Below are 21,882 nucleotides of genomic sequence, written 5' to 3'. Positions count from 1 at the left end.
CCGTGGTTAGGATCTGCCGCCATGTACACGGGTGGGGATCACATGCGGGACGCGGCCGCGCGGGACGCCGCCGTCGCCTTCGTCTACACGCCGACCGAGGCCGACTACCGGTCGGCCGTGCGGCGCTATTCGTTCGGGACGCCGTCCGGACTCGCGGGCGTGCTCGTCCCGGTGGCCGTAGGTCTCCTGATCGCGTATTTCTATGCGTGGCGCAAGGGCTTCTCGCCCGCCACGTCGGCCGTGGTGGGTGCCTGCGTGCTGGTCGCCTCGGGCGTGATCCTCCCTCGGATCCTGGCGCGCGTCGCGCGCGAGCAGTACTCCGGGACGGCGGATTACGGAACCTGTACGACCGTCGTCGGCGCCGAGGGGATGACCACCACCGGTGGCGGTCTGACCAGCACCATCGACTGGCAGGCGTTCCCCCGGTGCGTCGAGACCGACGAGCTGTTCGTCTTCATGCCCAGGCGTATGCGCATCTACTTCGTCCTGCCCAAGCGCGGCGCCGCGGACCCCGCCGACGTGGACCGTGTGCGCGCCGTCCTGGCGGCGGCGAACGTCCACCGGCTTCGGGGCATGCCAGGCATGACCGCGAGGCGGTGATGTACTAGAGTTATCTCGACATCGAGATATCTGCCGAGGCGCACCGCTGCCGCCACCCTGGTAAGGGATACCTAACTTAGCCTTACCTTAGCGGATCGACGACGCGTACGTGGCGGCAGGATGTGGTGGAACGCGCACATATATGAAGGAGACTGTCGTGTCGGCGAACAGCTTCGACGCCCGCAGCACGCTGCGCGTGGGCGACGAGTCGTACGAGATCTTCAAGCTGGACAAGGTCGAGGGCTCCGCGCGCCTCCCTTACAGCCTGAAGGTCCTCCTGGAGAACCTGCTCCGCACCGAGGACGGCGCGAACATCACCGCCGACCACATCCGGGCCCTCGGCAACTGGGACTCGCAGGCCCAGCCGAGCCAGGAGATCCAGTTCACGCCGGCGCGCGTGATCATGCAGGACTTCACCGGTGTCCCCTGTGTCGTCGACCTCGCCACCATGCGCGAGGCCGTCGCGGCGCTCGGCGGCGACCCGGCGAAGATCAACCCGCTCTCCCCGGCCGAGATGGTCATCGACCACTCCGTCATCGCCGACAAGTTCGGCACCAACTCCGCCTTCGCCGAGAACGTCGAGCTGGAGTACGGCCGCAACAAGGAGCGCTACCAGTTCCTGCGCTGGGGCCAGACCGCGTTCGACGACTTCAAGGTCGTCCCGCCGGGCACCGGCATCGTCCACCAGGTGAACATCGAGCACCTGGCCCGTACGGTCATGGTCCGCAACGGCCAGGCGTACCCCGACACCCTCGTCGGCACCGACTCGCACACCACCATGGTCAACGGCCTCGGTGTGCTCGGCTGGGGCGTCGGCGGCATCGAGGCCGAGGCCGCCATGCTCGGCCAGCCGGTCTCCATGCTCATCCCGCGCGTCGTCGGCTTCAAGCTGACCGGCGAGCTCCCCACCGGCACCACCGCCACCGACCTGGTGCTGACCATCACCGAGATGCTGCGCAAGCACGGTGTCGTCGGCAAGTTCGTCGAGTTCTACGGTGAGGGCGTCGCCGCCACCTCCCTCGCGAACCGCGCCACCATCGGCAACATGTCGCCGGAGTTCGGCTCCACCGCCGCGGTCTTCCCGATCGACGGCGAGACCCTGAACTACCTCAAGCTCACCGGCCGCTCCGAGCAGCAGGTCGCGCTCGTCGAGGCGTACGCCAAGGAGCAGGGCCTCTGGCTCGACCCGACCGCCGAGCCCGACTTCTCCGAGAAGCTGGAGCTCGACCTCTCCACGGTCGTCCCGTCCATCGCCGGCCCGAAGCGCCCGCAGGACCGCATCGTCCTCGCGAACGCCGCCGAGCAGTTCAAGAGCGACGTCCTCAACTACGTCACCACCGCCGACGAGGCCGAGCTGGAGTCCTTCCCGGCCTCCGACGCCCCGGCCAACCACCCGAACGGTGGCGCCCCGTCGAACCCGGTCCAGGTGACCGCCCCCGACGGCACCACCTACACGATCGACCACGGCGCCGTCACCGTCGCCGCGATCACCTCCTGCACCAACACGTCGAACCCGTACGTGATGGTCGCCGCCGCGCTCGTCGCGAAGAAGGCCGTCGAGAAGGGCCTGACCCGCAAGCCGTGGGTCAAGACCACCCTCGCCCCGGGCTCGAAGGTCGTCACCGACTACTTCGACAAGGCGGGCCTCACCCCGTACCTCGACAAGGTCGGCTTCAACCTCGTCGGCTACGGCTGCACCACCTGCATCGGCAACTCCGGCCCGCTGCCGGAGGAGGTCTCCAAGGCCGTCAACGAGCACGACCTGGCCGTGACCTCGGTGCTCTCGGGCAACCGCAACTTCGAGGGTCGCATCAACCCCGACGTCAAGATGAACTACCTGGCCTCCCCGCCGCTGGTCGTCGCGTACGCCATCGCGGGCTCCATGAAGGTGGACATCACCAAGGACGCCCTCGGCGTCGACCAGGACGGCAAGCCCGTCTACCTGGCCGACATCTGGCCTTCGGAGGCCGAGGTCAACGACGTCGTCGCCAACGCCATCGGCGAGGACATGTTCTCCAAGTCCTACCAGGACGTCTTCGCGGGCGACGCCCAGTGGCAGGCGCTGTCCATCCCGACCGGCAACACCTTCGAGTGGGACGCCGAGTCCACCTACGTCCGGAAGCCCCCGTACTTCGAGGGCATGACGATGGAGACCACCCCGGTCACCGACATCACGGGCGCCCGCGTGCTCGCGAAGCTCGGCGACTCGGTCACCACCGACCACATCTCCCCGGCCGGCGCCATCAAGGCCGACACCCCGGCCGGCAAGTACCTCACCGAGCACGGTGTGGAGCGTCGTGACTTCAACTCCTACGGCTCGCGCCGAGGCAACCACGAGGTCATGATCCGCGGCACCTTCGCCAACATCCGCCTGCGCAACCAGATCGCGCCGGGCACCGAGGGCGGCTACACCCGCGACTTCACCCAGGCCGACGCGCCGGTGTCGTTCATCTACGACGCCTCGCAGAACTACCAGGCCGCCGGCACCCCGCTGGTCATCCTGGGCGGCAAGGAGTACGGCTCCGGCTCGTCCCGCGACTGGGCCGCCAAGGGCACCGCGCTCCTCGGCGTCAAGGCCGTCATCACCGAGTCGTACGAGCGCATCCACCGCTCGAACCTCATCGGCATGGGCGTCCTCCCGCTCCAGTTCCCGGCCGGCCAGTCGGCCGACTCGCTCGGCCTGACCGGCGAGGAGACCTTCTCCATCACCGGCATCACCGAGCTGAACGAGGGCACGACCCCGAGCACGGTCAAGGTCACCACCGACACGGGCGTCGAGTTCGACGCGGTCGTCCGCATCGACACCCCCGGTGAGGCGGACTACTACCGCAACGGCGGCATCATGCAGTACGTCCTCCGCAACCTGATCCGCGGCTGACGCCACAGGATCCGGTAGACGGAAAGGGCCCCGCTCCTCGGAAGAGGAGCGGGGCCCTTGCGTTGGGGCGGGAGCCCGATCAGAACAGCTCGCGGAAGCTGTTCCAGCCGGACGTGCCGATCTTCACGCGGGCGCTGAGCGGCGTCGAGGCGTTGCCCGTGCCCTTGTACAGCCAGAGCTCGCCGGCGCTGTTGCGGGCGACGATGTCGGCCTTGCCGTCGAAGTTCAGGTCACCGGAGGAGGCCAGCAGGTTGTACGTGTTCCAGCCGGCGCCGATGCGGGTGCGGGCGGTGAAGGGCGCCTTGTAGTTGCCCGTGCCCTTGTACAGCCACAGCACGCCCGAGCCGTCGCGGGCGACGAGGTCGGGACGGCCGTCGCCGGTGAGGTCGCCCTTGCCGGCGATCTGGTTGTAGGCGTTCCAGCCGCCGCCGACCTTGTAGCGCGTGGTCAGCGCGCCGTTGCCGTAGCCGAGGTAGTGCCACAGCACGCCGGAGGTGTCGCGCGCGAGGATGTCGTCGGCCGCGCCGCCGCCCGTGTTGGAGGCGGAGACGATCTTGTTGTAGATGTTCCAGCCGCCGCCGAGGTCGCGGGGGGCGCCGGTGTCGACGAAGTTCAGGCGGCCGTTGCGGATGGCGTACCAGCCGTCGGAGTGGCCGTCGCCGTCCAGGTCGGCCTGGGCGAACTTGCTGTGGTAGTTCCAGCCCGTGCCGGAGTTGTCCGCGAGGCGCTGGAGGGCGCCGCCACCGACCGGCTCGTAGGCCCAGACGGTGCCGGCGCTGTTGACGCCGAGGAGGTAGTTGACCGGCGCCGAGACGGCGGTGGTGGTGGCCGCGAAGGCGCTCGCGTTCGAGGTCCGAGCGATGCCGGAGGAGACGGGCTGCGGCGCCTCGGCGGCGACCGCCGCCGTCGTGGTGCCGACCAGGGCGGCCGTTATCGCCGCGACCGTGACACGGGACAGGATGCCCGTGCGGTTCAGGCCAGAAGAGTTGGCCACGTGTACTCCAGATCCGTATGGAATAAGGCAGGTCCCGCCACGCGCCCCCTGCGGGAGGCAAGGGGTGGGCGGGGTCTCTATGATCCCGGATCCTTCTCATCGAATCTTCACCCGGCAACGGGTTTGTGACACAACTGTTTCGATGTTCGATCATTTGTCCTTTTCGTCACTTCCCTCCCTCGCGCGCGGACGTGCGTGGGAGTGAATCGCCGCCCCATGCCGTGACTCTGACGTCATGTCAAGGGTGTTGTGCGGCGAATGGTTGGACGAAACGCCGCAGATCCAGCGTGCTTATCCCGGAGGTCTCAACTCGGGAAAGATGGTCGTGCAAACCTGGTTTCGATCTTGCTCCCGCGAAGGGAAGTGGACTATACCTGTCGGCGTCCAGCCAGTCGGAGCAATCCGGCGACGGCCCGACGCGTGCACGACCCGGCTGCAAATGACCGCGGTGGCGGGGCCCTTCGCCTGTGGCGAGTGAGTACGGGCGACCGGTACACCGCCTGAGTCCTGAATGAAGGCGAGGACTTGAGCATGGGATCCACCTCCGCACACAACGGTGAGGGCCTCGGCCGTCGCGATCTGATCAAGCGTTCCGCCGCTATCGGTCTGATCTCCGTACCGACCATGGGCTTCCTGTCCGCCTGCGCGAGCAGCGGTGACGGTGGCAACGAGAAGGTCGAGAAGGGTACGAAGTCCGACAAGAACCCGCTCGGGGTGAATGCGTCGGCCCCGCTCGATTTCGTTCTCTTCGACGGCGGATTCGGACAGCAGTACGCCAAGGACGCGATCAAGGTCTACGAGACGAATTACCCCAAGGCGAGCGTCAAGTTCACGCCGACCCAGAAGATCACCACCACGCTGCAGCCGCGCTTCAACGGCGGCACCCCGCCGGACCTCATCGACAACTCGGGCGCCGAGCAGATGGACATGGGCGTCCTCGTCGGCCAGAAGCAGCTGGCGGACCTCACCCCGCTGCTCGACGCGCCGTCCATCGACGACCCGAGCAAGAAGGTCCGCGACACCCTGCGGCCCGGCATCGTCGAGATGGGCCAGTTCGACGGCGACCCGGTGTGGATCATGTACTACGCCTACACGGTCTACGGCGTCTGGTACTCGCAGAAGCTGCTCGACTCCCTCGACGCGAAGTACCCCGAGACCTGGGACGAGATGCTGGCCGTCTGCGAGAAGGCCAAGAAGAAGGGCATCGCCGGCTGGACGTACGCCGGCAAGTACCCGTACTACGTCCCCTTCTCGCTCTACCCGATGATCGGCAAGGTCGGCGGCCGCGAGGTCCTCGACGCGATCGACAACCTGGAGCCGAAGGCCTGGGAGCACCCCGCCGTCAAGACCTGTTTCGAGGCGTACTACGAGCTGGTCAAGAAGGGCTACATCCTCAAGGGCACCCCCGGCCTCGACCACATCCAGTCGCAGACCGCCTGGACCGAGGGCAAGGCGCTGTTCATCCCGAACGGCTCCTGGGTCGAGAACGAGGCCGCGAAGACCATGCCGGCCGACTTCGACCTGGCCGTCTCCGCCCCGACCGGCATCGACTCCTCCGACAAGATGCCCTTCGGCACCATCTGGGCCTCCGGCGGCGAGCCCTTCATCGTCCCGGCGAAGGCGAAGAACCTGGAGGGCGGCCTGGAGCAGCTGCGCATCATGCTCAGCGAGGCCTCCTCCAAGAACTTCACCCAGTCCGTGAAGTCGCTGACCGCCTTCAACGGCGGCACCGACGGCATCGAGCTGACCCCGGGCCTCAAGTCCGGCGTCGCCGCCCTGGAGAAGGCCGGCCAGAACGTGGTCAACCCGCGCCTCCAGGACTGGTACGTCGCCCTCCAGAAGGAGAAGATCGGTGTCGCCGGCCTCGGCGAGATGATGGCCGGCCGTGCGACGCCGGCCGAGACGATCAAGAAGATCCAGAAGTACGCCGACGAGGCGGCCAAGGACTCCTCGATCAAGCACTACAAGCACCAGTGAGCAGTGCCGGGGCCCCTTCCCGCCGACCGGGAGCGGGCCCCGGCCCCATGGCGCGCGGCAGCAGCGGCGCGTGGCACCAGCGGCGCGCGTCTCCGCGGGAAGATCGGGGTCGGTAGGAATGCAACACGGCAAGTACCGTTTCATCGTGGGGTTCCTGGCGGCCCCCCTCGCGCTCTACGTGCTGTTCGTCATCTGGCCGTTCATCCAGTCCATCTACTACTCGTTCACGGACTGGACCGGGCTGAGTCCCGAATTCGGGATGGTCGGATTCGACAACTACAGCAGAATGCTGGACGACGAGGTCTTCTGGAAATCGCTCCAGCACAGTCTGACCTTCGCGGTGGTGCTGCCGCTGGTGACCGTGGGACTCGCACTTTTCTTCGCCTTCATGCTCAATGTCGGCGGTCGGCGCCGCAGGGGCGCGGCGATCGCGGGTGTGCGCGGTTCCTCGTTCTACAAGATCGTCTATTTCTTCCCGCAGGTGCTGTCGATCGCGATCGTCGCGCTGCTCTTCCAGTTCGCGTACAACCCGAACAGCGGAGCCATCAATTCCGTATTGAAGGGCGTCGGTCTCGGCTCCATCCAGCCGGACTGGCTCGGTGATCCGGACCTCGCCCTCATCTGCGTGATGGTCGTCCTCGTCTGGTCCACCGTCGGATTCTTCGTCGTCCTCTTCTCGGCCGGCATGGCGTCCATTCCGAGGGACTTCTACGAGGCGGCCCTGCTCGACGGCGCGAACCGCTTCACCACCTTCTTCAGGATCACGATGCCGCTGCTCTGGGACACCGTGCAGTCCGGCTGGATCTACATGGGCATCCTCGCGCTCGGCGCGGAATCCTTCGCCGTCGTCCAGATCATGACCGTCGGCCCCAACGGCGGCGGACCCGACTTCTCCACCGTCGTCCTTCCGCTGTACGTGTACCAGAAGGCGTTCCGGGACGGTCAGGCCGCCTACGCAACGACCATCGGTGTCGCGCTCCTCGTCGTCACGCTGGCCTTCGCGGCCGTCGTGATGAAGGTGGGCCGGCGCGAGCGGCTGGAGTTCTGATGAAGACGACCGACACTGCCACCACCGGCGTCGGGACCCCCGGCTCCCCGGCCGGTCCCGGCCCCGCGGTCACCAAGATCGCGCCGCCCGCCGCGCGCAGGACCGCCAAGGCCGAGGGCGCGGCCCTCAACGTCTTCTCGCACGGCGTCCTGATCATCTGGGCGATCATGGTCGTCATGCCGCTGCTCTGGGCGGTCATGACCTCCTTCAAGACCGACAAGGCGATCTTCACCTCGCCGTGGTCGCTGCCCGACAAGCTGCACTTCGAGAACTGGTCGCGCGCCTGGACCGAGGCGCACATGAGCGACTACTTCCTGAACACCCTCCTGGTGGTCGGCGGCTCGCTCGTCGGCACGCTGCTCCTCGGCTCGATGGCGGCCTACGTCCTGGCCCGCTTCGACTTCCCGGGCAACCGCTTCATCTACTTCCTCTTCATCGGCGGGATGAGCTTCCCGATCATCCTGGCGCTCGTGCCGCTCTTCTACGTCATGCAGAACATGGCCCTGCTCAACACGCAGCACGGCCTGATCCTGGTCTACATCGCGTACTCGCTGCCGTTCACCGTCTTCTTCCTCACGGCCTTCTTCCGCACCCTGCCGACCTCGGTGGCGGAGGCGGCCTTCGTGGACGGCGCCTCGCACACCCGGACCTTCTTCCAGGTGATGCTGCCGATGGCCAGGCCCGGCCTCATCAGCGTCGGCATCTTCAACTTCCTCGGCCAGTGGAACCAGTACCTGCTGCCCACGGTGCTCAACACCGACCCGGAGAAGAAGGTGCTCTCGCAGGGCCTCGTCCAGCTGGCCGTCAGCCAGGGCTACAAGGGTGACTGGTCCGGCCTCTTCGCCGGCCTCGTGATGGCGATGCTCCCGGTCCTCGCCGCGTACATCGTCTTCCAGCGGCAGGTGGTCGCGGGCCTCACCGCGGGCGCCGTGAAGTAGCCCCGCGACCCTTCCTCCGGAGCCCCCGGCGCACCCGCGCCGGGGGCTCCGCGCGTCGTGTGACACTCGCCGCCGGACACTCAAGGTCTTGACGGGAACCAAGCCGAAAGCGTCCCCTTAGAGTTCACATGTTGGAGAAAACGGTGGGAGTGAGAGAGTCGATGGAGACTCCGGGGTCGCAGACGTCTCTGCACAGGGCCAATCTCGAACGGGTCGTCCGGGCGGTGCGCATGGCCGGCTCGCTCACCCAGGCGGAGATCGCCCGGGCGACGGGCCTCTCCGCCGCCACGGTCTCCAACATCGTCCGGGAGCTGAAGGACGGCGGCACCGTCGAGGTCACGCCCACCTCCGCGGGGGGCCGCAGGGCCCGCAGCGTCTCCCTCTCCGGCGACGCCGGCATCGTGATCGGCGTGGACTTCGGCCACACCCACCTCCGGGTCGCCGTCGGCAACCTCGCCCACCAGGTGCTCGCCGAGGAGGCCGAGCCGCTCGACGTGGACGCCTCCGCCGCCGAGGGCTTCGACCGCGCGGAACAGCTGGTCAAGCGGCTGATCCGGTCCACCGGCATCGGCTACGACAAGGTGATCGGCGTCGGCCTCGGCGTGCCCGGACCGATCGACGTCTCCTCCGGGACCCTCGGCTCGACCTCGATCCTGCCGGGCTGGAGCGGCATCAACCCCGCCGACGAGCTCTCCGGCCGGCTCGGCGTCCCCGTGCACGTCGACAACGACGCCAACCTCGGCGCGCTCGGCGAGCTCGTCTGGGGCAGCGGCCGGGGCGTCAAGGACCTGGCCTACATCAAGGTGGCCAGCGGCGTCGGCGCCGGACTCGTCATCGACGGGCGGGTCTACCGGGGTCCCGGCGGCACCGCCGGGGAGATCGGGCACATCACCCTGGACGAGTCGGGACCGGTCTGCCGCTGCGGCAACCGCGGCTGCCTGGAGACCTTCACCGCCGCGCGGTACGTCCTGCCGCTGCTCCAGCCGAGCCACGGCCCCGATCTGACGATGGAACGGGTCGTCCAGCTGGCCCGGGAGGGCGACCCCGGCTGCCGCCGGGTGATCGCCGACGTCGGACGGCACATCGGCAGCGGCATCGCCAACCTCTGCAACCTCCTCAACCCCAGCCGGGTGGTGCTCGGCGGCACCCTCGCCGAGGCCGGTGAGCTGGTCCTCGCGCCCATCAGGGACTCCGTCTCGCGGTACGCGATCCCCAGTGCCGCCCGGCAGCTCTCGCTGGCCCCGGGGGCCCTCGGCGGGCGCGCGGAGGTGCTCGGCGCCCTCGCCCTCGTACTGAGCGAAATGGGCGATTCAACCCTTTTGGAGAGTGCGCTGCCCTCCGCGGCGCCGACCTCTCGCCTTGCCTTCACTTAGAGAACGAACACCACCGTTGTCATCTCGTTAAGAATTTACTTCTTGACGGCAACGTTGCGGCCGAGTTGACTTCGTGGCACCTCGGCCGCACCGTCGCGGCCTCGTCAGGGAGGCAACCCCACATGAACGCAGTGACGCGTCGTGCCGTCATAGCCACGGCCGCGGTCTCGATGGCCCTCTCGCTCGCCGCCTGCGGCCAGGCCGGTGGCGGCGACAGCGCTGACAAGGGCAGCTCGACCAAGATCGGCCTGCTCCTGCCGGAGAACAAGACCTCGCGCTACGAGGCCCTGGACAAGCCCCAGTTCGAGAAGGCCGTCAAGGCCGCCTGCTCCGACTGCGAGATCGTCTACAACAACGCCGTCTCCGACGTCGTGAAGCAGAAGCAGCAGTTCGACCAGCTCATCGCCGACGGCGTCAAGGTCATCGCGCTCGACCCGGTCGACGCCGCCAAGGCCGAGGGCTGGGTCAAGGACGCCAAGGCCAAGGGCGTCAAGGTCGTCGCGTACGACCGCGCCGTCCCGGGTGCCGACGCCTACGTCAGCCACGACAACAACAAGGTCGGCGAGCTCCAGGGCCAGGCCCTGCTGACCGCGCTCGGCGCGAAGGCCGCCACCGCCAACGTCGTGATGATCAACGGCGACGAGAAGGACCCGAACGCCGCCCTGTTCAAGAAGGGCGCCCACACCGCGCTCGACGGCAAGGTCGGCAAGATCGCCTACGAGGCCTCCGGCGAGTGGGACCCGAAGGTCGCGGGCGAGAAGATGTCCGCCGCGATCTCCTCGGTCGGCAAGGACAAGATCGGCGCCGTCTACTCGGCCAACGACGGCATGGCCGGCGGCATCATCACCTCCCTCGAGAACGCCGGCGTCAAGGGCATCCCGGTGGGCGGCCAGGACGCCGAGGTCGCGGGCATCCAGCGCATCATCGCCGGCACCCAGACCTTCACCATCTACAAGTCGCCGCTCCAGCTGGCCCCCGAGGCCGCCAAGTTCGCGGTGAACCTGCTCAAGGGCAAGGACCTCGGCGCCCAGGGCGCGACCGACGGCGTCCCCTCCACGCTCTTCGCCCCGGTCGTGGTCGACAAGACCAACATCCAGACCACGGTCGTCAAGGACGGCATCTACAAGGCCGCCGACCTCTGCACGGCGGACCTCGCCGCCAAGTGCGCCGCGCTGGGCATCAAGTAACACCGCCCGAACCCGCCGGGCCCGTAGCGGCCCGGCGGCACGGATCCGGCCCCAGCGCCCCCGAAGCGGGCGCCGCCGCCCCGAGTACAGAGGGTGAAGACCCCCGGTAACAAGGCGGCGTACGACGCCCGGATCCGTCCCCAGAGCCCGTCCGGCCCCCGGCCGACCCAGACCCCGCTGTCGGTCCGGGGGCCGGACGAGCCCAGCCCCCCTCGAAACTTCGGCGCCGCACGACGGCGCGACATGCCGTCGCCCCCTCGGGCGGCGAAGGAGTTGGTTCACGTGTCCCAGACGCCCGTGCTGGCGTTGCGCGGGATCTTCAAGCGATTCGGAGCGGTCCAGGTCCTCTCCGGTGTCGATCTCGAAGTCCACGCAGGAGAGGTCGTCGCACTCGTCGGCGACAACGGAGCGGGAAAGTCCACGCTGGTCAAGACGATCGCCGGCGTGCACCCCATCGACGAGGGCGTCATCGAGTGGGAGGGCGAGCAGGTCGAGATCCAGCGCCCGCACGACTCCCAGAACCTCGGTGTCGCGACCGTCTACCAGGACCTCGCGCTCTGCGACAACCTCGACGTCGTCGCCAACCTGTTCCTCGGCCGCGAGATCAAGAAGGGCGGCGTCCTCGACGAGGTCGCCATGGAGAAGCGGGCCAAGGACCTGCTCTCCACGCTCTCCATCCGCATCCCCAGCGTCCGCATCCCCGTCGCCGCCCTCTCCGGCGGTCAGCGGCAGGTCGTCGCCATCGCCCGCGCCCTGGTCGGCAACCCCAAGATCGTGATCCTGGACGAGCCCACCGCCGCGCTCGGCGTCGAGCAGACCGCGCAGGTCCTCGACCTGGTCGAGCGGCTGCGCGAGCAGGGCCTCGGCGTCATCCTCATCAGCCACAACATGGCCGACGTGAAGGCCGTCGCCGACACCGTGGCCGTGCTCCGCCTGGGCCGCAACAACGGCACCTTCCCGGTGGCCACCACCACGCACGAAGAGATCATCGCCGCGATCACCGGTGCCACGGACAACGCCGTGACCCGCCGTCAGGCCCGCAACGCGGAGGTAGCGAAGTGAGCACGACCCCCAGCACCTCCGAGGACACCGTGCCCGAGCCCCGTACGGGCGAGGAGGCGCCGGCCGCCGCCGCGGTCCCCGCCGTCGACCCCCGCCTCCTCGTCCGCGAGCAGGGCTTCAAGGGCTACGTCGACGAGTTCAAGCGCAAGATCCGCTCGGGCGAGATCGGCTCGCTGCCCGTCGTCGTCGGCCTGATCGTCATCGGCATCGTCTTCCAGGCCCTCACCGGCAACTTCATCACCTCGTACAACCTCGACCAGATCACGCTGTACGCGGTCGGCCCCGGCATCATGGCCGTCGGCATCGTCTTCGTCCTGCTGCTCGGCGAGATCGACCTCGCCGTCGGCTCCGTGGCGGGTCTGGCCGGCTCGGTCTGGGGCGTGCTCGGCACCGACATGCCCGACGGCCTCGCCATCCTCCTCGGCATCCTGTCCGGCACCCTGATCGGCGCCTTCCACGGCATGGTCTTCGCCAAGATCGGCGTGCCCGCCTTCGTCGTCACCCTCGCCGGCTTCCTCGGCTGGGCCGGTCTGCAGACCTGGGTGATGGGCGACCGGTCGACCATCCCCACCCCGATCGGCAGCTTCGTCGAGGACCTCACCAAGTACTACTTCTCCGACGTCGCCGCCGCCTACGGCCTCGCCGTGGCCGTCATCGCCGGCTTCTACCTCGCCCAGCTGCGCGACTCCCGCCGCCGCAAGGCCGCCGAGCTGCCGCACCGCCCGCAGAGCGAGATCATCCTGCGCACCGCCGTCCTCGCGGTTCTGGTCCTCGTCGCCGCGTACGGCTTCAACCAGGAGAAGGGCCTGCCGCTCTCCCTGGTGATCTTCCTGGTGATCCTGCTCGCCACCGACTTCGTCCTGCGCCGCACCACGTACGGCCGCCAGGTCTTCGCGGTCGGCGGCGGCATCGAGGCCGCCCGCCGCGCCGGCATCAACGTGGACTGGATCCGGATCTCGGTCTTCATGATCTCCGGCACGATGGGCGCCGTCGGCGGCCTCTTCCTCGCCTCCGCGACCGGCGGCGCCGACCGCTCCCTCGGCGGCGGCAACCAGCTGATGATGTGCATCGCCGCCGCGGTCATCGGCGGCACGTCCCTGTTCGGCGGACGCGGCAAGGTCTGGTCGGCGCTCCTGGGCATCCTGGTCATCCAGTCGATCGTCCAGGGCCTCAACCAGATGAACCTGTCCTCGAACGCGATCCAGTACATGATCACCGGAGCGGTCCTGCTGATCGCCGTGATCATCGACTCGGTCTCCCGCCGCACGCAGAAGACCGCCGGACGCGCGTAACAACCGTCACATCAGCCCGGCACCGGGAAACCGGTGCCGGGCTGCGGCGCGTCCGGAGCAGTACGCCCGACCAGCACGCGCGCGCGTACAGAGCCGTACAGATCAGCGGCTTGTCGGCCGTGCGGGTGACGCCTCACCCCATGGCCCGATGCCCACGATCCAAGACGGAACATTAGACTCGACAAATCGGCAAGCTCGACCAGCTCAAAGCAAGGAGGAACGGGTGGCTCTGCTGACCCGTATCAGGGGACCGCGAGATCTGGACCGGCTCTCCCCGGAGCAGCTGGACCAGCTGGCCGACGAGATCAGGACGTTCCTCGTGGACGCCGTCTCCAAGACCGGCGGGCACCTCGGCCCCAACCTCGGTGTGGTCGAGCTGACCATCGCCCTGCACCGGGTGTTCGACTCCCCGAAGGACAAGGTCCTCTGGGACACCGGCCACCAGAGCTACGTCCACAAGCTCCTCACCGGGCGCCAGGACTTCTCGAAGCTCAAGATGAAGGGCGGCCTGTCCGGCTACCCCTCGCAGGCCGAGTCCGAGCACGACGTCATCGAGAACTCGCACGCCTCCACCGTCCTCGGCTGGGCCGACGGCCTGGCCAAGGCGAACGAGGTCCTGAAGAAGGACGACCACGTCGTCGCGGTCATCGGCGACGGCGCCCTGACCGGCGGCATGGCCTGGGAGGCGCTGAACAACATCGCCGCCGCCAAGGACCGCCCGCTCGTCATCGTCGTCAACGACAACGAGCGCTCGTACGCGCCCACCATCGGCGGCCTCGCCAACCACCTGGCCACCCTGCGCACCACCGACGGCTACGAGCGCTTCCTCGCCCGAGGCAAGGACATCCTGGAGCGCACCCCGGTCGTCGGGAAGCCGCTCTACGAGACCCTGCACGGCGCCAAGAAGGGCCTCAAGGACTTCATCGCCCCGCAGGGCATGTTCGAGGACCTCGGCCTGAAGTACGTCGGCCCCATCGACGGCCACGACATCGAGGCCCTGGAGTCCGCGCTCACGCGCGCCAAGCGCTTCGGCGGCCCGGTCATCGTCCACTGCCTCACCGAGAAGGGCCGCGGCTACCAGCCCGCCCTCCAGGACGAGGCGGACCGCTTCCACGCCGTCGGCAAGATCCACCCCGACACCGGCCTGCCCATCGCCTCCTCGGGCGCCGACTGGACCTCGGTCTTCGGCGAGGAGATGGTGGCGCTCGGCAAGGAGCGCGAGGACATCGTCGCCATCACGGCGGCCATGCTCCAGCCCGTCGGTCTCGACAAGTTCGCCAAGGCCTTCCCCGAGCGGGTCTTCGACGTCGGCATCGCCGAGCAGCACGGCGCGGTCTCCGCGGCCGGCCTCGCCACCGGAGGCCTCCACCCCGTCTTCGCGGTCTACGCGACCTTCCTCAACCGCGCCTTCGACCAGGTCCTGATGGACGTGGCCCTGCACAAGTGCGGCGTCACCTTCGTCCTCGACCGGGCCGGCGTCACCGGAACGGACGGCGCCTCGCACAACGGCATGTGGGACATGTCGATCCTCCAGGTCGTGCCCGGCCTGCGGCTCGCCGCCCCGCGCGACGCCGACCAGGTCCGCGCCCAGCTGCGCGAGGCCGTCGAGGTCACCGACGCCCCCACCGTGGTCCGCTTCTCCAAGGGCGCGGTCGGCCCGGCGGTCCCGGCCCTGCGCCGGGTCGGCGGCATGGACGTGCTCCGCGAGGCCGGCAGCGACAGGCCGGACGTCCTCCTGGTCTCCGTGGGCGCCCTGGCGCCCATGTGCCTGGAGATCGCCGACCTCCTGGACCGGCAGGGCATCTCCACCACGGTCGTCGACCCCCGCTGGGTCAAGCCCGTCGACGAGGCCCTCGCCCCGCTCGCCGAGCAGCACCGGGTCGTCGTCACCGTCGAGGACAACAGCCGCGTCGGCGGCGTCGGCTCCGCCGTCTCCCAGGCGCTGCGCGACGCCGGTGTGGACGTGCCGCTGCGTGACTTCGGCATCCCGCCGCGCTTCCTCGACCACGCCTCCCGCGGCGAGGTCCTGGCCGAGATCGGGCTGACCGCCCCGGACATCGCGCGCCAGGTCACCGGCCTGGTCTCGCGGCTCGACGGACGGTTCGAGAGCAGCGCCAAGGCCGTGGAGCCCGCGCGCGACTGACGGACCGCCGTCACCCGACGTCACCTTTGGGCCGGTTGGCTCACTCTTCGGAGTGCCGACCGGCCCTTTCGCGTGCATTCTGGCCAAAAGGCGGGCAGCCCATGGGGGATGCAGCAGGGAGGTGGACGTGAGTACGGACCAGCAGCCACGCGCCAATACCGGAATGTTCCGGACAAAATCGGTCGAGCAGTCGATCCGCGACACGGAGGAGCCGGAGCACGCGCTCAAGAAGTCCCTGTCGGCCTGGGACCTGACGGTGTTCGGCGTCGGCGTCATCATCGGCACCGGCATCTTCGTCCTCACCGGCAAGGTGGCCAAGGAGAACGCGGGCCCGGCCACCGCCCTCGCCTTCGTCGCCGCGGGCATCGTCTGCGCCCTCGCCGCCCTGTGCTACGCCGAGTTCGCCTCGACGGTGCCGGTGGCCGGATCGGCGTACACCTTCGCGTACGCGTCGATCGGCGAGCTGCCCGCCTGGATCATCGGCTGGGACCTCGTCCTGGAGTTCGCCCTCGGCACGGCGGTGGTCGCCGTCGGCTGGTCCGGGTACGTCAGATCCCTGATGGACAACATCGGCTGGCACCTGCCGGCCTCGCTCGAAGGCCCGGACGTCTCGGGCGGCACCTTCGACATCCTGGCGTTCCTCCTCGTCCTCGTGCTGACCGTGGTCCTCGTCCTCGGCATGAAGCTCTCCGCGCGGATCACCGCCGTCGTCGTCGCGATCAAGGTGACCGTGGTGATGATCGTGATCATCGCCGGTCTGTTCTTCATCGTCGGCGACAACTACAAGCCCTTCATCCCGCCGGCGGTCAGCCCGCCCGGCGGCACCTCGGGGTGGACCTCCCCGATGGTCCAGCTGATCTTCGGCTACGAGCCGACGAACTTCGGCGTCATGGGCATCTTCACCGCCGCCTCCGTCGTCTTCTTCGCCTTCATCGGCTTCGACGTGGTGGCCACCGCCGCCGAGGAGACCAAGCTGCCGCAGCGGGACATGCCCCGGGGCATCCTCGGCTCGCTCCTCATCTGCACCGTGCTGTACGTGGCGGTCGCCCTCGTCGTCACCGGCATGGAGAAGTACACCAACCTGTCCACCAGCGCCCCGCTCGCCGACGCCTTCAAGGCCGCCGGACACCCCTGGTACGCGGGCGTGATCAGCTTCGGCGCCGCCGTCGGCCTCACCACGGTCTGTCTGATCCTGCTGCTCGGCCAGACCCGGGTCTTCTTCGCGATGAGCCGCGACGGCCTGCTGCCGCGCTTCTTCTCCATCACGCACCCGAAGTTCAGGACCCCGTACCGGCCGACCATCCTGCTCGGTGTGATCATCGCCGTCGTCGCCGGCTTCACCAGCATCAACGAGCTCGCGACCCTGGTGAACATCGGCACCCTGTTCGCCTTCGTCATGGTCGCCATCGGCGTCATCATCCTCCGCCGCACCCGCCCCGACCTGCACCGGGCCTTCCGCACCCCGTGGGTGCCGGTCCTCCCGATCCTCTCCGTCGCCGCCTCGCTCTGGCTCATGCTCAACCTGCCGGGCGAGACCTGGTTCCGGTTCGCCGTCTGGATGGTGATCGGCTTCTTCGTGTACTTCCTGTACGGGCGTCGTCACAGCCGGCTCGGACAGGTGGGACGGGACGCCCGGTACTGATCCCCGGGGGTCGGAGACCGTCCGGGAGGGCGACTAAAGTCGGTTCGTACCCGAACTCCTCCCGACGACCGGAGTGCTGGATCCCCCCATGGCGAATCGATCCCAGGCCACCGACGACCGTTCCCACGGCCCCGCCGCCCCCGTGCTCCAGGGCGGCTGGCTGACCAGAGGGGAGGAGGGCCGGTTCAGCGCCTACCTGCCCCGGGACGGCGAGGTGGTGCGCTGGACCGAGGAGCCCGGCGGCGCCTGGAGCGGCCCCGTCTCCCTCGGCGGCGACGGACTGACCTCCTTCCTCGCCATCGGCCAGGGCGCCGACCGCTACGTCCACCTCGTCGGACTGCGGCCCACGGGCGGCGACGAGGGGCACGTCGAGCTGGTGCACGCCGTCCAGTTCCAGACGGGCCGCCCCGCGGCCCCCTGGCGGTCCCTGGGGCACTCCAACGGCAAGGGACCCTGGATGGGCAACCCCGCGGTCGCCGTGGACGCCCAGGGCCGCGTCTACGCCTTCGTACGGAACGGGGGCGGCGGCATCAGCTGCCGCGCCCAGAAGGACGCGGGCGGCTGGCACCCCTGGTGGGACCTGAAGGGTTCGAGGACCGACCCCTCGCCGGTCGCCGTCACCAACGGCGCGGGCATGGTCGAGCTGTACACCTCGCACGCCACCGGCCTCGCCCGCTACGTGCAGCGCGAGGCGGGGGCGAAGCCGGTCCGCGAGGAGATCCTGCCCGCCTCCGTGGCCATGGGCACCCTCGCGGCCGTGACCGGTCCCTCCGGGCACGTGACGCTCTTCTACCTCGACCAGGAGGGCCAGGTCACCGCCTGGTCGCCGGAGCGCTCCCTGGAGCCGACGCCGCTGGGCAAGGCGGCCGGCACCGGCCGACCGTCCGTCACCCGCTGCCTCATCGACGGCTTCGACTGCACGGTCCTCGCCCAGCAGTCCGAGGACGGCCGGCTCGCCCTCGCCGCCTACCCCAGCGAGCAGGAGTCGGCAGGCCTGAACTGGTCGGAGACGGGGGAGCGGCACGGCAGCCTGAACGCCGTCCTCACCCGCGGTCTCGACGGCGGCCTGGTCGCGATGACGGCGGCCGACGGGCGCACGCCGGTCACCACCCGTCAGAAGGTGGGCGCCGAAGGGCTGCTGCTCGAAGGCTGGCGCTCCATAGGCTGAGCCCGGCCCGGCACACAAGGCCCCGCCGCGGACGCGAAAGGCCTCGCCCCGTACACGAAGAGGCCCCGGCACCTGGGAAGGTGCCGGGGCCTTTCGCATGAGGCGTTACGCCGGGACGCTCGCCACGCCCTGGGCGAGGAAACGCTTGCCGTTGACGCGCTCGGAGACGCCCTCACGGTCCAGGTACGGCGTGATGCCGCCCAGGTGGAAGGGCCAGCCCGCACCGGTGATCAGGCAGAGGTCGATGTCCTGCGCCTCGGCGACGACACCCTCCTCCAGCATCAGGCCGATCTCCTGCGCCACCGCGTCCAGGACGCGGTCGCGGGCCTGCTCCTCGGTCAGGACGACGTCGCCCTGCTTCAGGAGCGCGGCGACCTCGGGGTCGAGCTCCGGCTTGAAGCCGTTCTCCGCGTTGTAGACGTAGAAGCCGCGCTTGCCGGCCTCGACGACGGCCTTCAGGTTGGGGGAGACCGTGAAGCGCTCGGGGAAGGAGCGGTTCAGGGTCTCGGAGACGTGCAGACCGATGGCCGGGCCGACGAGCTCCAGGAGGACCAGCGGCGACATCGGCAGGCCGAGCGGCTCGACCGCCTTCTCCGCCACGGCCACCGGGGTGCCCTCGTCGATGATGTTCTGGATCTCGCCCATGAAGCGGGTGAGGATGCGGTTCACGACGAACGCCGGGGCGTCCTTGGTGAGGACCGCGGTCTTCTTCAGCTTCTTGGCGACGCCGAACGCGGTGGCCAGGGAGGCGTCGTCCGTCTTCTCGCCGCGGACGATCTCCAGGAGCGGGAGGATCGCGACCGGGTTGAAGAAGTGGAAGCCGACCACGCGCTCCGGGTGCTGGAGCTTGGAGGCCATCTCCGAGACGGACAGCGAGGAGGTGTTGGTGGCGAGGATCGCGTGCGCCGGGGCGACCGCCTCGACCTCCGCGAACACCTTCTGCTTGACGGACATCTCCTCGAACACGGCCTCGATGATGAAGTCCGCGTCCGCGAAGCCCTCGGCCTTGTCGAGGACACCGGAGACCAGGCCCTTGAGACGGTTGGCCTTGTCCTGGTTGATGCGGCCCTTGCCGAGCAGCTTCTCGATCTCGCCGTGGACGTAGCCCACGCCCTTGTCGACGCGCTCCTGGTCGATGTCGGTCAGGACGACCGGCACCTCGAGGCGGCGCAGGAAGAGCAGGGCCAGCTGGGAGGCCATCAGACCGGCGCCGACGACGCCGACCTTGGTGATCGGGCGGGCCAGCGACTTGTCCGGGGCGCCGGCGGGGCGCTTGCCGCGCTTCTGCACCAGGTTGAAGGCGTAGATGCCGGAGCGCAGCTCGCCGCCCATGATCAGGTCGGCGAGGGCCTGGTCCTCGGCGTCGAAGCCCTTCTGCAGGTCGCCGTCCTTGGCGGCCTCGATGATGTCGAGGGCGCGGTAGGCGGCGGGGGCGGCGCCGTGCACCTTGGAGTCGGCGACGAGACGGCCCTTGGCGACGGCCTGGTCCCAGGCCTCGCCGCGGTCGATCTCGGGGCGGTCCACGGAGACGTCGCCCTTGAGGACGGACGCGGTCCAGAGGAGGGACTGCTCCAGGAAGTCGGCGCCCTCGAAGAGGGCGTCGGCGATGCCGAGCTCGAAGACCTGCTTGCCCTTGAGCTGGCGGTTCTGGTTGAGGCTGTTCTCGATGATGACCGAGACGGCCTTCTCGGCGCCGATCAGGTTCGGCAGGATCGCGCAGCCGCCCCAGCCCGGGACGAGACCGAGGAAGACCTCGGGCAGCGAGAAGGCCGGGAGGGCCTTCGACACGGTGCGGTAGGTGCAGTGCAGACCGACCTCGACGCCGCCGCCCATGGCCGCGCCGTTGTAGTACGCGAAGGTCGGCACGGCGAGCGCGGACAGACGCTTGAAGACGTCGTGGCCGCCCTTGCCGATGGCGAGCGCCTCGTCGTGCTTCTTCAGCAGCTCGACGCCCTTGAGGTCGGCGCCGACGGCGAAGATGAACGGCTTGCCGGTGATGCCGACGCCGACGATCTCACCGTTCGCGGCCTCGGCCTCGACCTGGTCGATCGCCGTGTTCAGGTTGGCGAGGGACTGCGGGCCGAAGGTGGTCGGCTTGGTGTGGTCGAAGCCGTTGTCCAGCGTGATCAGCGCGAACCGGCCCGCACCCGCGGGGAGTTCGAAGTGCCGTACGTGGGCCGAGGTGACGACCTCGTCCGGGAAGAGCTCGGCGGCGCCCTTCAGAAGCTCGGCGGTGGTGCTCACTTGCCCTCCCAGTGGGGGTTCTCCCAGATGACCGTCGCGCCCATGCCGAAGCCGACGCACATGGTGTTGAGGCCGTAGCGGACCTGCGGGTTCTCCTCGAACTGGCGGGCCAGCTGCGTCATCAGACGGACGCCGGAGGAGGCGAGCGGGTGGCCGTAGGCGATGGCGCCGCCGTACTGGTTGACGCGCGCGTCGTCGTCGGCGATGCCGTAGTGCTCCAGGAACGCGAGGACCTGGACCGCGAAGGCCTCGTTGATCTCGAAGAGGCCGATGTCCTCGATGGACAGGCCGGCCTGGGCGAGGGCCTTCTCGGTGGCCGGGATCGGGCCGTAGCCCATGACCTCCGGCTCGACGCCGGCGAAGGCGTACGAGACGAGGCGCATCTTGACCGGGAGGTTGTTCTCGCGGGCGAAGTCCTCGGAGGCGATGATCGAGGCGGTGGCGCCGTCGTTCAGGCCGGCCGCGTTGCCCGCGGTGACGTTGCCGTGGACGCGGAACGGCGTCTTCAGGTTCGCCAGCGACTCCAGCGTGGTGCCCGGGCGCATCGGCTCGTCGGCGGTGACCAGGCCCCAGCCGGTCTCGCCGGTGGAGGCGTCGGTGCGGCGGACCGAGATCGGCACCAGGTCCTGCTGGATCTTGCCGTCGGCGTACGCCTTGGCGGCCTTCTCCTGCGAGCGCACGGCGTACTCGTCGGCGCGCTGCTTGGTGATGCTCGGGTAGCGGTCGTGCAGGTTCTCGGCGGTCATGCCCATGAAGAGGGCGGACTCGTCGACCAGCTTCTCGCTGACGAACCGCGGGTTCGGGTCGACGCCCTCGCCCATGGGGTGGCGGCCCATGTGCTCGACGCCACCGGCGATGACGGCGTCGTACGCGCCGAAGGCGATCGAACCGGCCGTCGTCGTCACGGCGGTCAGCGCGCCGGCGCACATGCGGTCGATGGAGTAGCCCGGGACCGACTGCGGCAGGCCGGCGAGGATGCCCGCCGTGCGGCCGAGGGTCAGGCCCTGGTCGCCGATCTGCGTGGTCGCGGCGATGGCGACCTCGTCGATCTTCGCCGGGTCGAGGGCCGGGTTGCGGCGCAGCAGCTCCCGGATGGCCTTCACGACGAGGTCGTCGGCGCGGGTCTCGTGGTAGATGCCCTTCGGGCCCGCCTTGCCGAACGGGGTGCGGACGCCGTCGACGAAGACGACGTCCCTGACGGTACGAGGCACGATGGCTCTCCTCCAGGGTGCGGGATGGCACTGCTGCTGCGGCCCACGGCTAAGCGTGCGCTTGCTCCCCCCATGCTACTTGCGGGTAACCAGGCTGCCCACCCCCTGAGGGCCAAGCGGCGAAG

The 21,882-nt window shown here is 69.1% G+C and carries 15 protein-coding genes; 12 read left to right on the top strand and 3 right to left on the bottom strand.

Translation table 11 applies throughout. The features are described 5' to 3' along the window. The first annotated feature begins 21 nt into the window (after positions 1–21). Together GGE06_RS29750 and acnA are read left to right on the top strand one after the other, a co-directional pair. Positions 22–600: a YcxB family protein gene (locus GGE06_RS29750; RefSeq protein WP_184932289.1), complete on the top strand. Its 579-nt coding sequence runs from the start codon at positions 22–24 to the stop codon at positions 598–600. A gap of 157 nt (positions 601–757) precedes the next feature. After that, positions 758–3,478: an aconitate hydratase AcnA gene (gene acnA, locus GGE06_RS29745; protein WP_116158323.1), complete on the top strand. Its 2,721-nt coding sequence runs from the start codon at positions 758–760 to the stop codon at positions 3,476–3,478. A gap of 79 nt (positions 3,479–3,557) precedes the next feature. On the opposite strand, the gene GGE06_RS29740 is transcribed toward acnA, so the two are convergent. Next, positions 3,558–4,472 carry an FG-GAP repeat domain-containing protein gene (locus GGE06_RS29740; protein WP_116158322.1) on the bottom strand — a complete coding sequence of 305 codons (915 nt, stop codon included), beginning with the start codon at positions 4,470–4,472 and terminating at the stop codon, positions 3,558–3,560. Positions 4,473–5,003: 531 nt separating this feature from the next. Between GGE06_RS29740 and ngcE the strand changes: the two genes are divergently transcribed. The 10 genes from ngcE to GGE06_RS29690 all read left to right on the top strand — a co-directional run bounded on the left by ngcE (position 5,004) and on the right by GGE06_RS29690 (position 18,302). Then, positions 5,004–6,449 carry an N-acetylglucosamine/diacetylchitobiose ABC transporter substrate-binding protein gene (ngcE, locus tag GGE06_RS29735; RefSeq protein ID WP_116158321.1) on the top strand — a complete coding sequence of 482 codons (1,446 nt, stop codon included), beginning with the start codon at positions 5,004–5,006 and terminating at the stop codon, positions 6,447–6,449. Between the two features lie 118 nt (positions 6,450–6,567). Next, on the top strand, positions 6,568–7,497 hold the full coding sequence (locus tag GGE06_RS29730; RefSeq protein ID WP_116158320.1) for a carbohydrate ABC transporter permease: 930 nt from the start codon (positions 6,568–6,570) through the stop codon (positions 7,495–7,497). Then, a complete protein-coding gene (locus tag GGE06_RS29725; protein WP_116158319.1) occupies positions 7,497–8,435 on the top strand; it encodes a carbohydrate ABC transporter permease in 939 nt (312 codons plus the stop codon). Before GGE06_RS29730 ends, GGE06_RS29725 begins: the two co-directional genes overlap by 1 nt. 161 nt (positions 8,436–8,596) lie before the next feature. Continuing rightward, a complete protein-coding gene (gene rok7B7 / locus GGE06_RS29720) occupies positions 8,597–9,808 on the top strand; it encodes an ROK family transcriptional regulator (RefSeq protein ID WP_184932288.1) in 1,212 nt (403 codons plus the stop codon). A 122-nt stretch (positions 9,809–9,930) separates the two neighbouring features. Then, entirely contained in the window at positions 9,931–10,995 is a 1,065-nt protein-coding gene (locus GGE06_RS29715; RefSeq protein WP_184932287.1) for a sugar ABC transporter substrate-binding protein, read from the top strand. Between the two features lie 273 nt (positions 10,996–11,268). Next, entirely contained in the window at positions 11,269–12,057 is a 789-nt protein-coding gene (locus tag GGE06_RS29710; protein WP_181924844.1) for an ATP-binding cassette domain-containing protein, read from the top strand. Next, positions 12,054–13,349, top strand: a complete 1,296-nt coding sequence (locus tag GGE06_RS29705; RefSeq protein ID WP_116158316.1) for a sugar ABC transporter permease — start codon at positions 12,054–12,056, stop codon at positions 13,347–13,349. The genes GGE06_RS29710 and GGE06_RS29705 overlap by 4 nt, the downstream gene beginning before the upstream one ends. Before the next feature lie 223 nt (positions 13,350–13,572). After that, on the top strand, positions 13,573–15,492 hold the full coding sequence (dxs, locus tag GGE06_RS29700; RefSeq protein ID WP_116158315.1) for a 1-deoxy-D-xylulose-5-phosphate synthase: 1,920 nt from the start codon (positions 13,573–13,575) through the stop codon (positions 15,490–15,492). A 163-nt stretch (positions 15,493–15,655) separates the two neighbouring features. Then, complete coding sequence (locus tag GGE06_RS29695) at positions 15,656–17,134, top strand: amino acid permease (RefSeq protein ID WP_181924843.1); 1,479 nt, start codon at positions 15,656–15,658, stop codon at positions 17,132–17,134. Between the two features lie 88 nt (positions 17,135–17,222). After that, entirely contained in the window at positions 17,223–18,302 is a 1,080-nt protein-coding gene (locus tag GGE06_RS29690; protein WP_184932286.1) for a PLL family lectin, read from the top strand. 105 nt (positions 18,303–18,407) lie between these two features. On the opposite strand, the gene GGE06_RS29685 is transcribed toward GGE06_RS29690, so the two are convergent. Both GGE06_RS29685 and GGE06_RS29680 read right to left on the bottom strand, forming a co-directional pair. Continuing rightward, entirely contained in the window at positions 18,408–20,546 is a 2,139-nt protein-coding gene (locus tag GGE06_RS29685; protein ID WP_116158312.1) for a 3-hydroxyacyl-CoA dehydrogenase NAD-binding domain-containing protein, read from the bottom strand. Beyond that, positions 20,543–21,757 (bottom strand): thiolase family protein, encoded by a 1,215-nt coding sequence (locus GGE06_RS29680; protein ID WP_116158311.1) that lies wholly within the window; start codon positions 21,755–21,757, stop codon positions 20,543–20,545. Before GGE06_RS29680 ends, GGE06_RS29685 begins: the two co-directional genes overlap by 4 nt. Positions 21,758–21,882: the final 125 nt, after the last annotated feature.

It is taken from the genome of Streptomyces nymphaeiformis (assembly GCF_014203895.1).
GTDB lineage: Bacteria > Actinomycetota > Actinomycetes > Streptomycetales > Streptomycetaceae > Streptomyces > Streptomyces nymphaeiformis.
This window is presented reverse-complemented; position numbering and strand designations above follow the sequence as displayed.

Coding starts and splice junctions, on each gene's coding strand:
- GGE06_RS29730 (WP_116158320.1), top strand. CDS start 6,568: ATGCAACACGGCAAGTACCGTTTCATCGTGGGGTTCCTGGCGGCCCCC.
- ngcE (WP_116158321.1), top strand. CDS start 5,004: ATGGGATCCACCTCCGCACACAACGGTGAGGGCCTCGGCCGTCGCGAT.
- GGE06_RS29715 (WP_184932287.1), top strand. CDS start 9,931: ATGAACGCAGTGACGCGTCGTGCCGTCATAGCCACGGCCGCGGTCTCG.
- rok7B7 (WP_184932288.1), top strand. CDS start 8,597: ATGGAGACTCCGGGGTCGCAGACGTCTCTGCACAGGGCCAATCTCGAA.
- GGE06_RS29690 (WP_184932286.1), top strand. CDS start 17,223: ATGGCGAATCGATCCCAGGCCACCGACGACCGTTCCCACGGCCCCGCC.
- GGE06_RS29695 (WP_181924843.1), top strand. CDS start 15,656: ATGTTCCGGACAAAATCGGTCGAGCAGTCGATCCGCGACACGGAGGAG.
- GGE06_RS29750 (WP_184932289.1), top strand. CDS start 22: ATGTACACGGGTGGGGATCACATGCGGGACGCGGCCGCGCGGGACGCC.
- GGE06_RS29725 (WP_116158319.1), top strand. CDS start 7,497: ATGAAGACGACCGACACTGCCACCACCGGCGTCGGGACCCCCGGCTCC.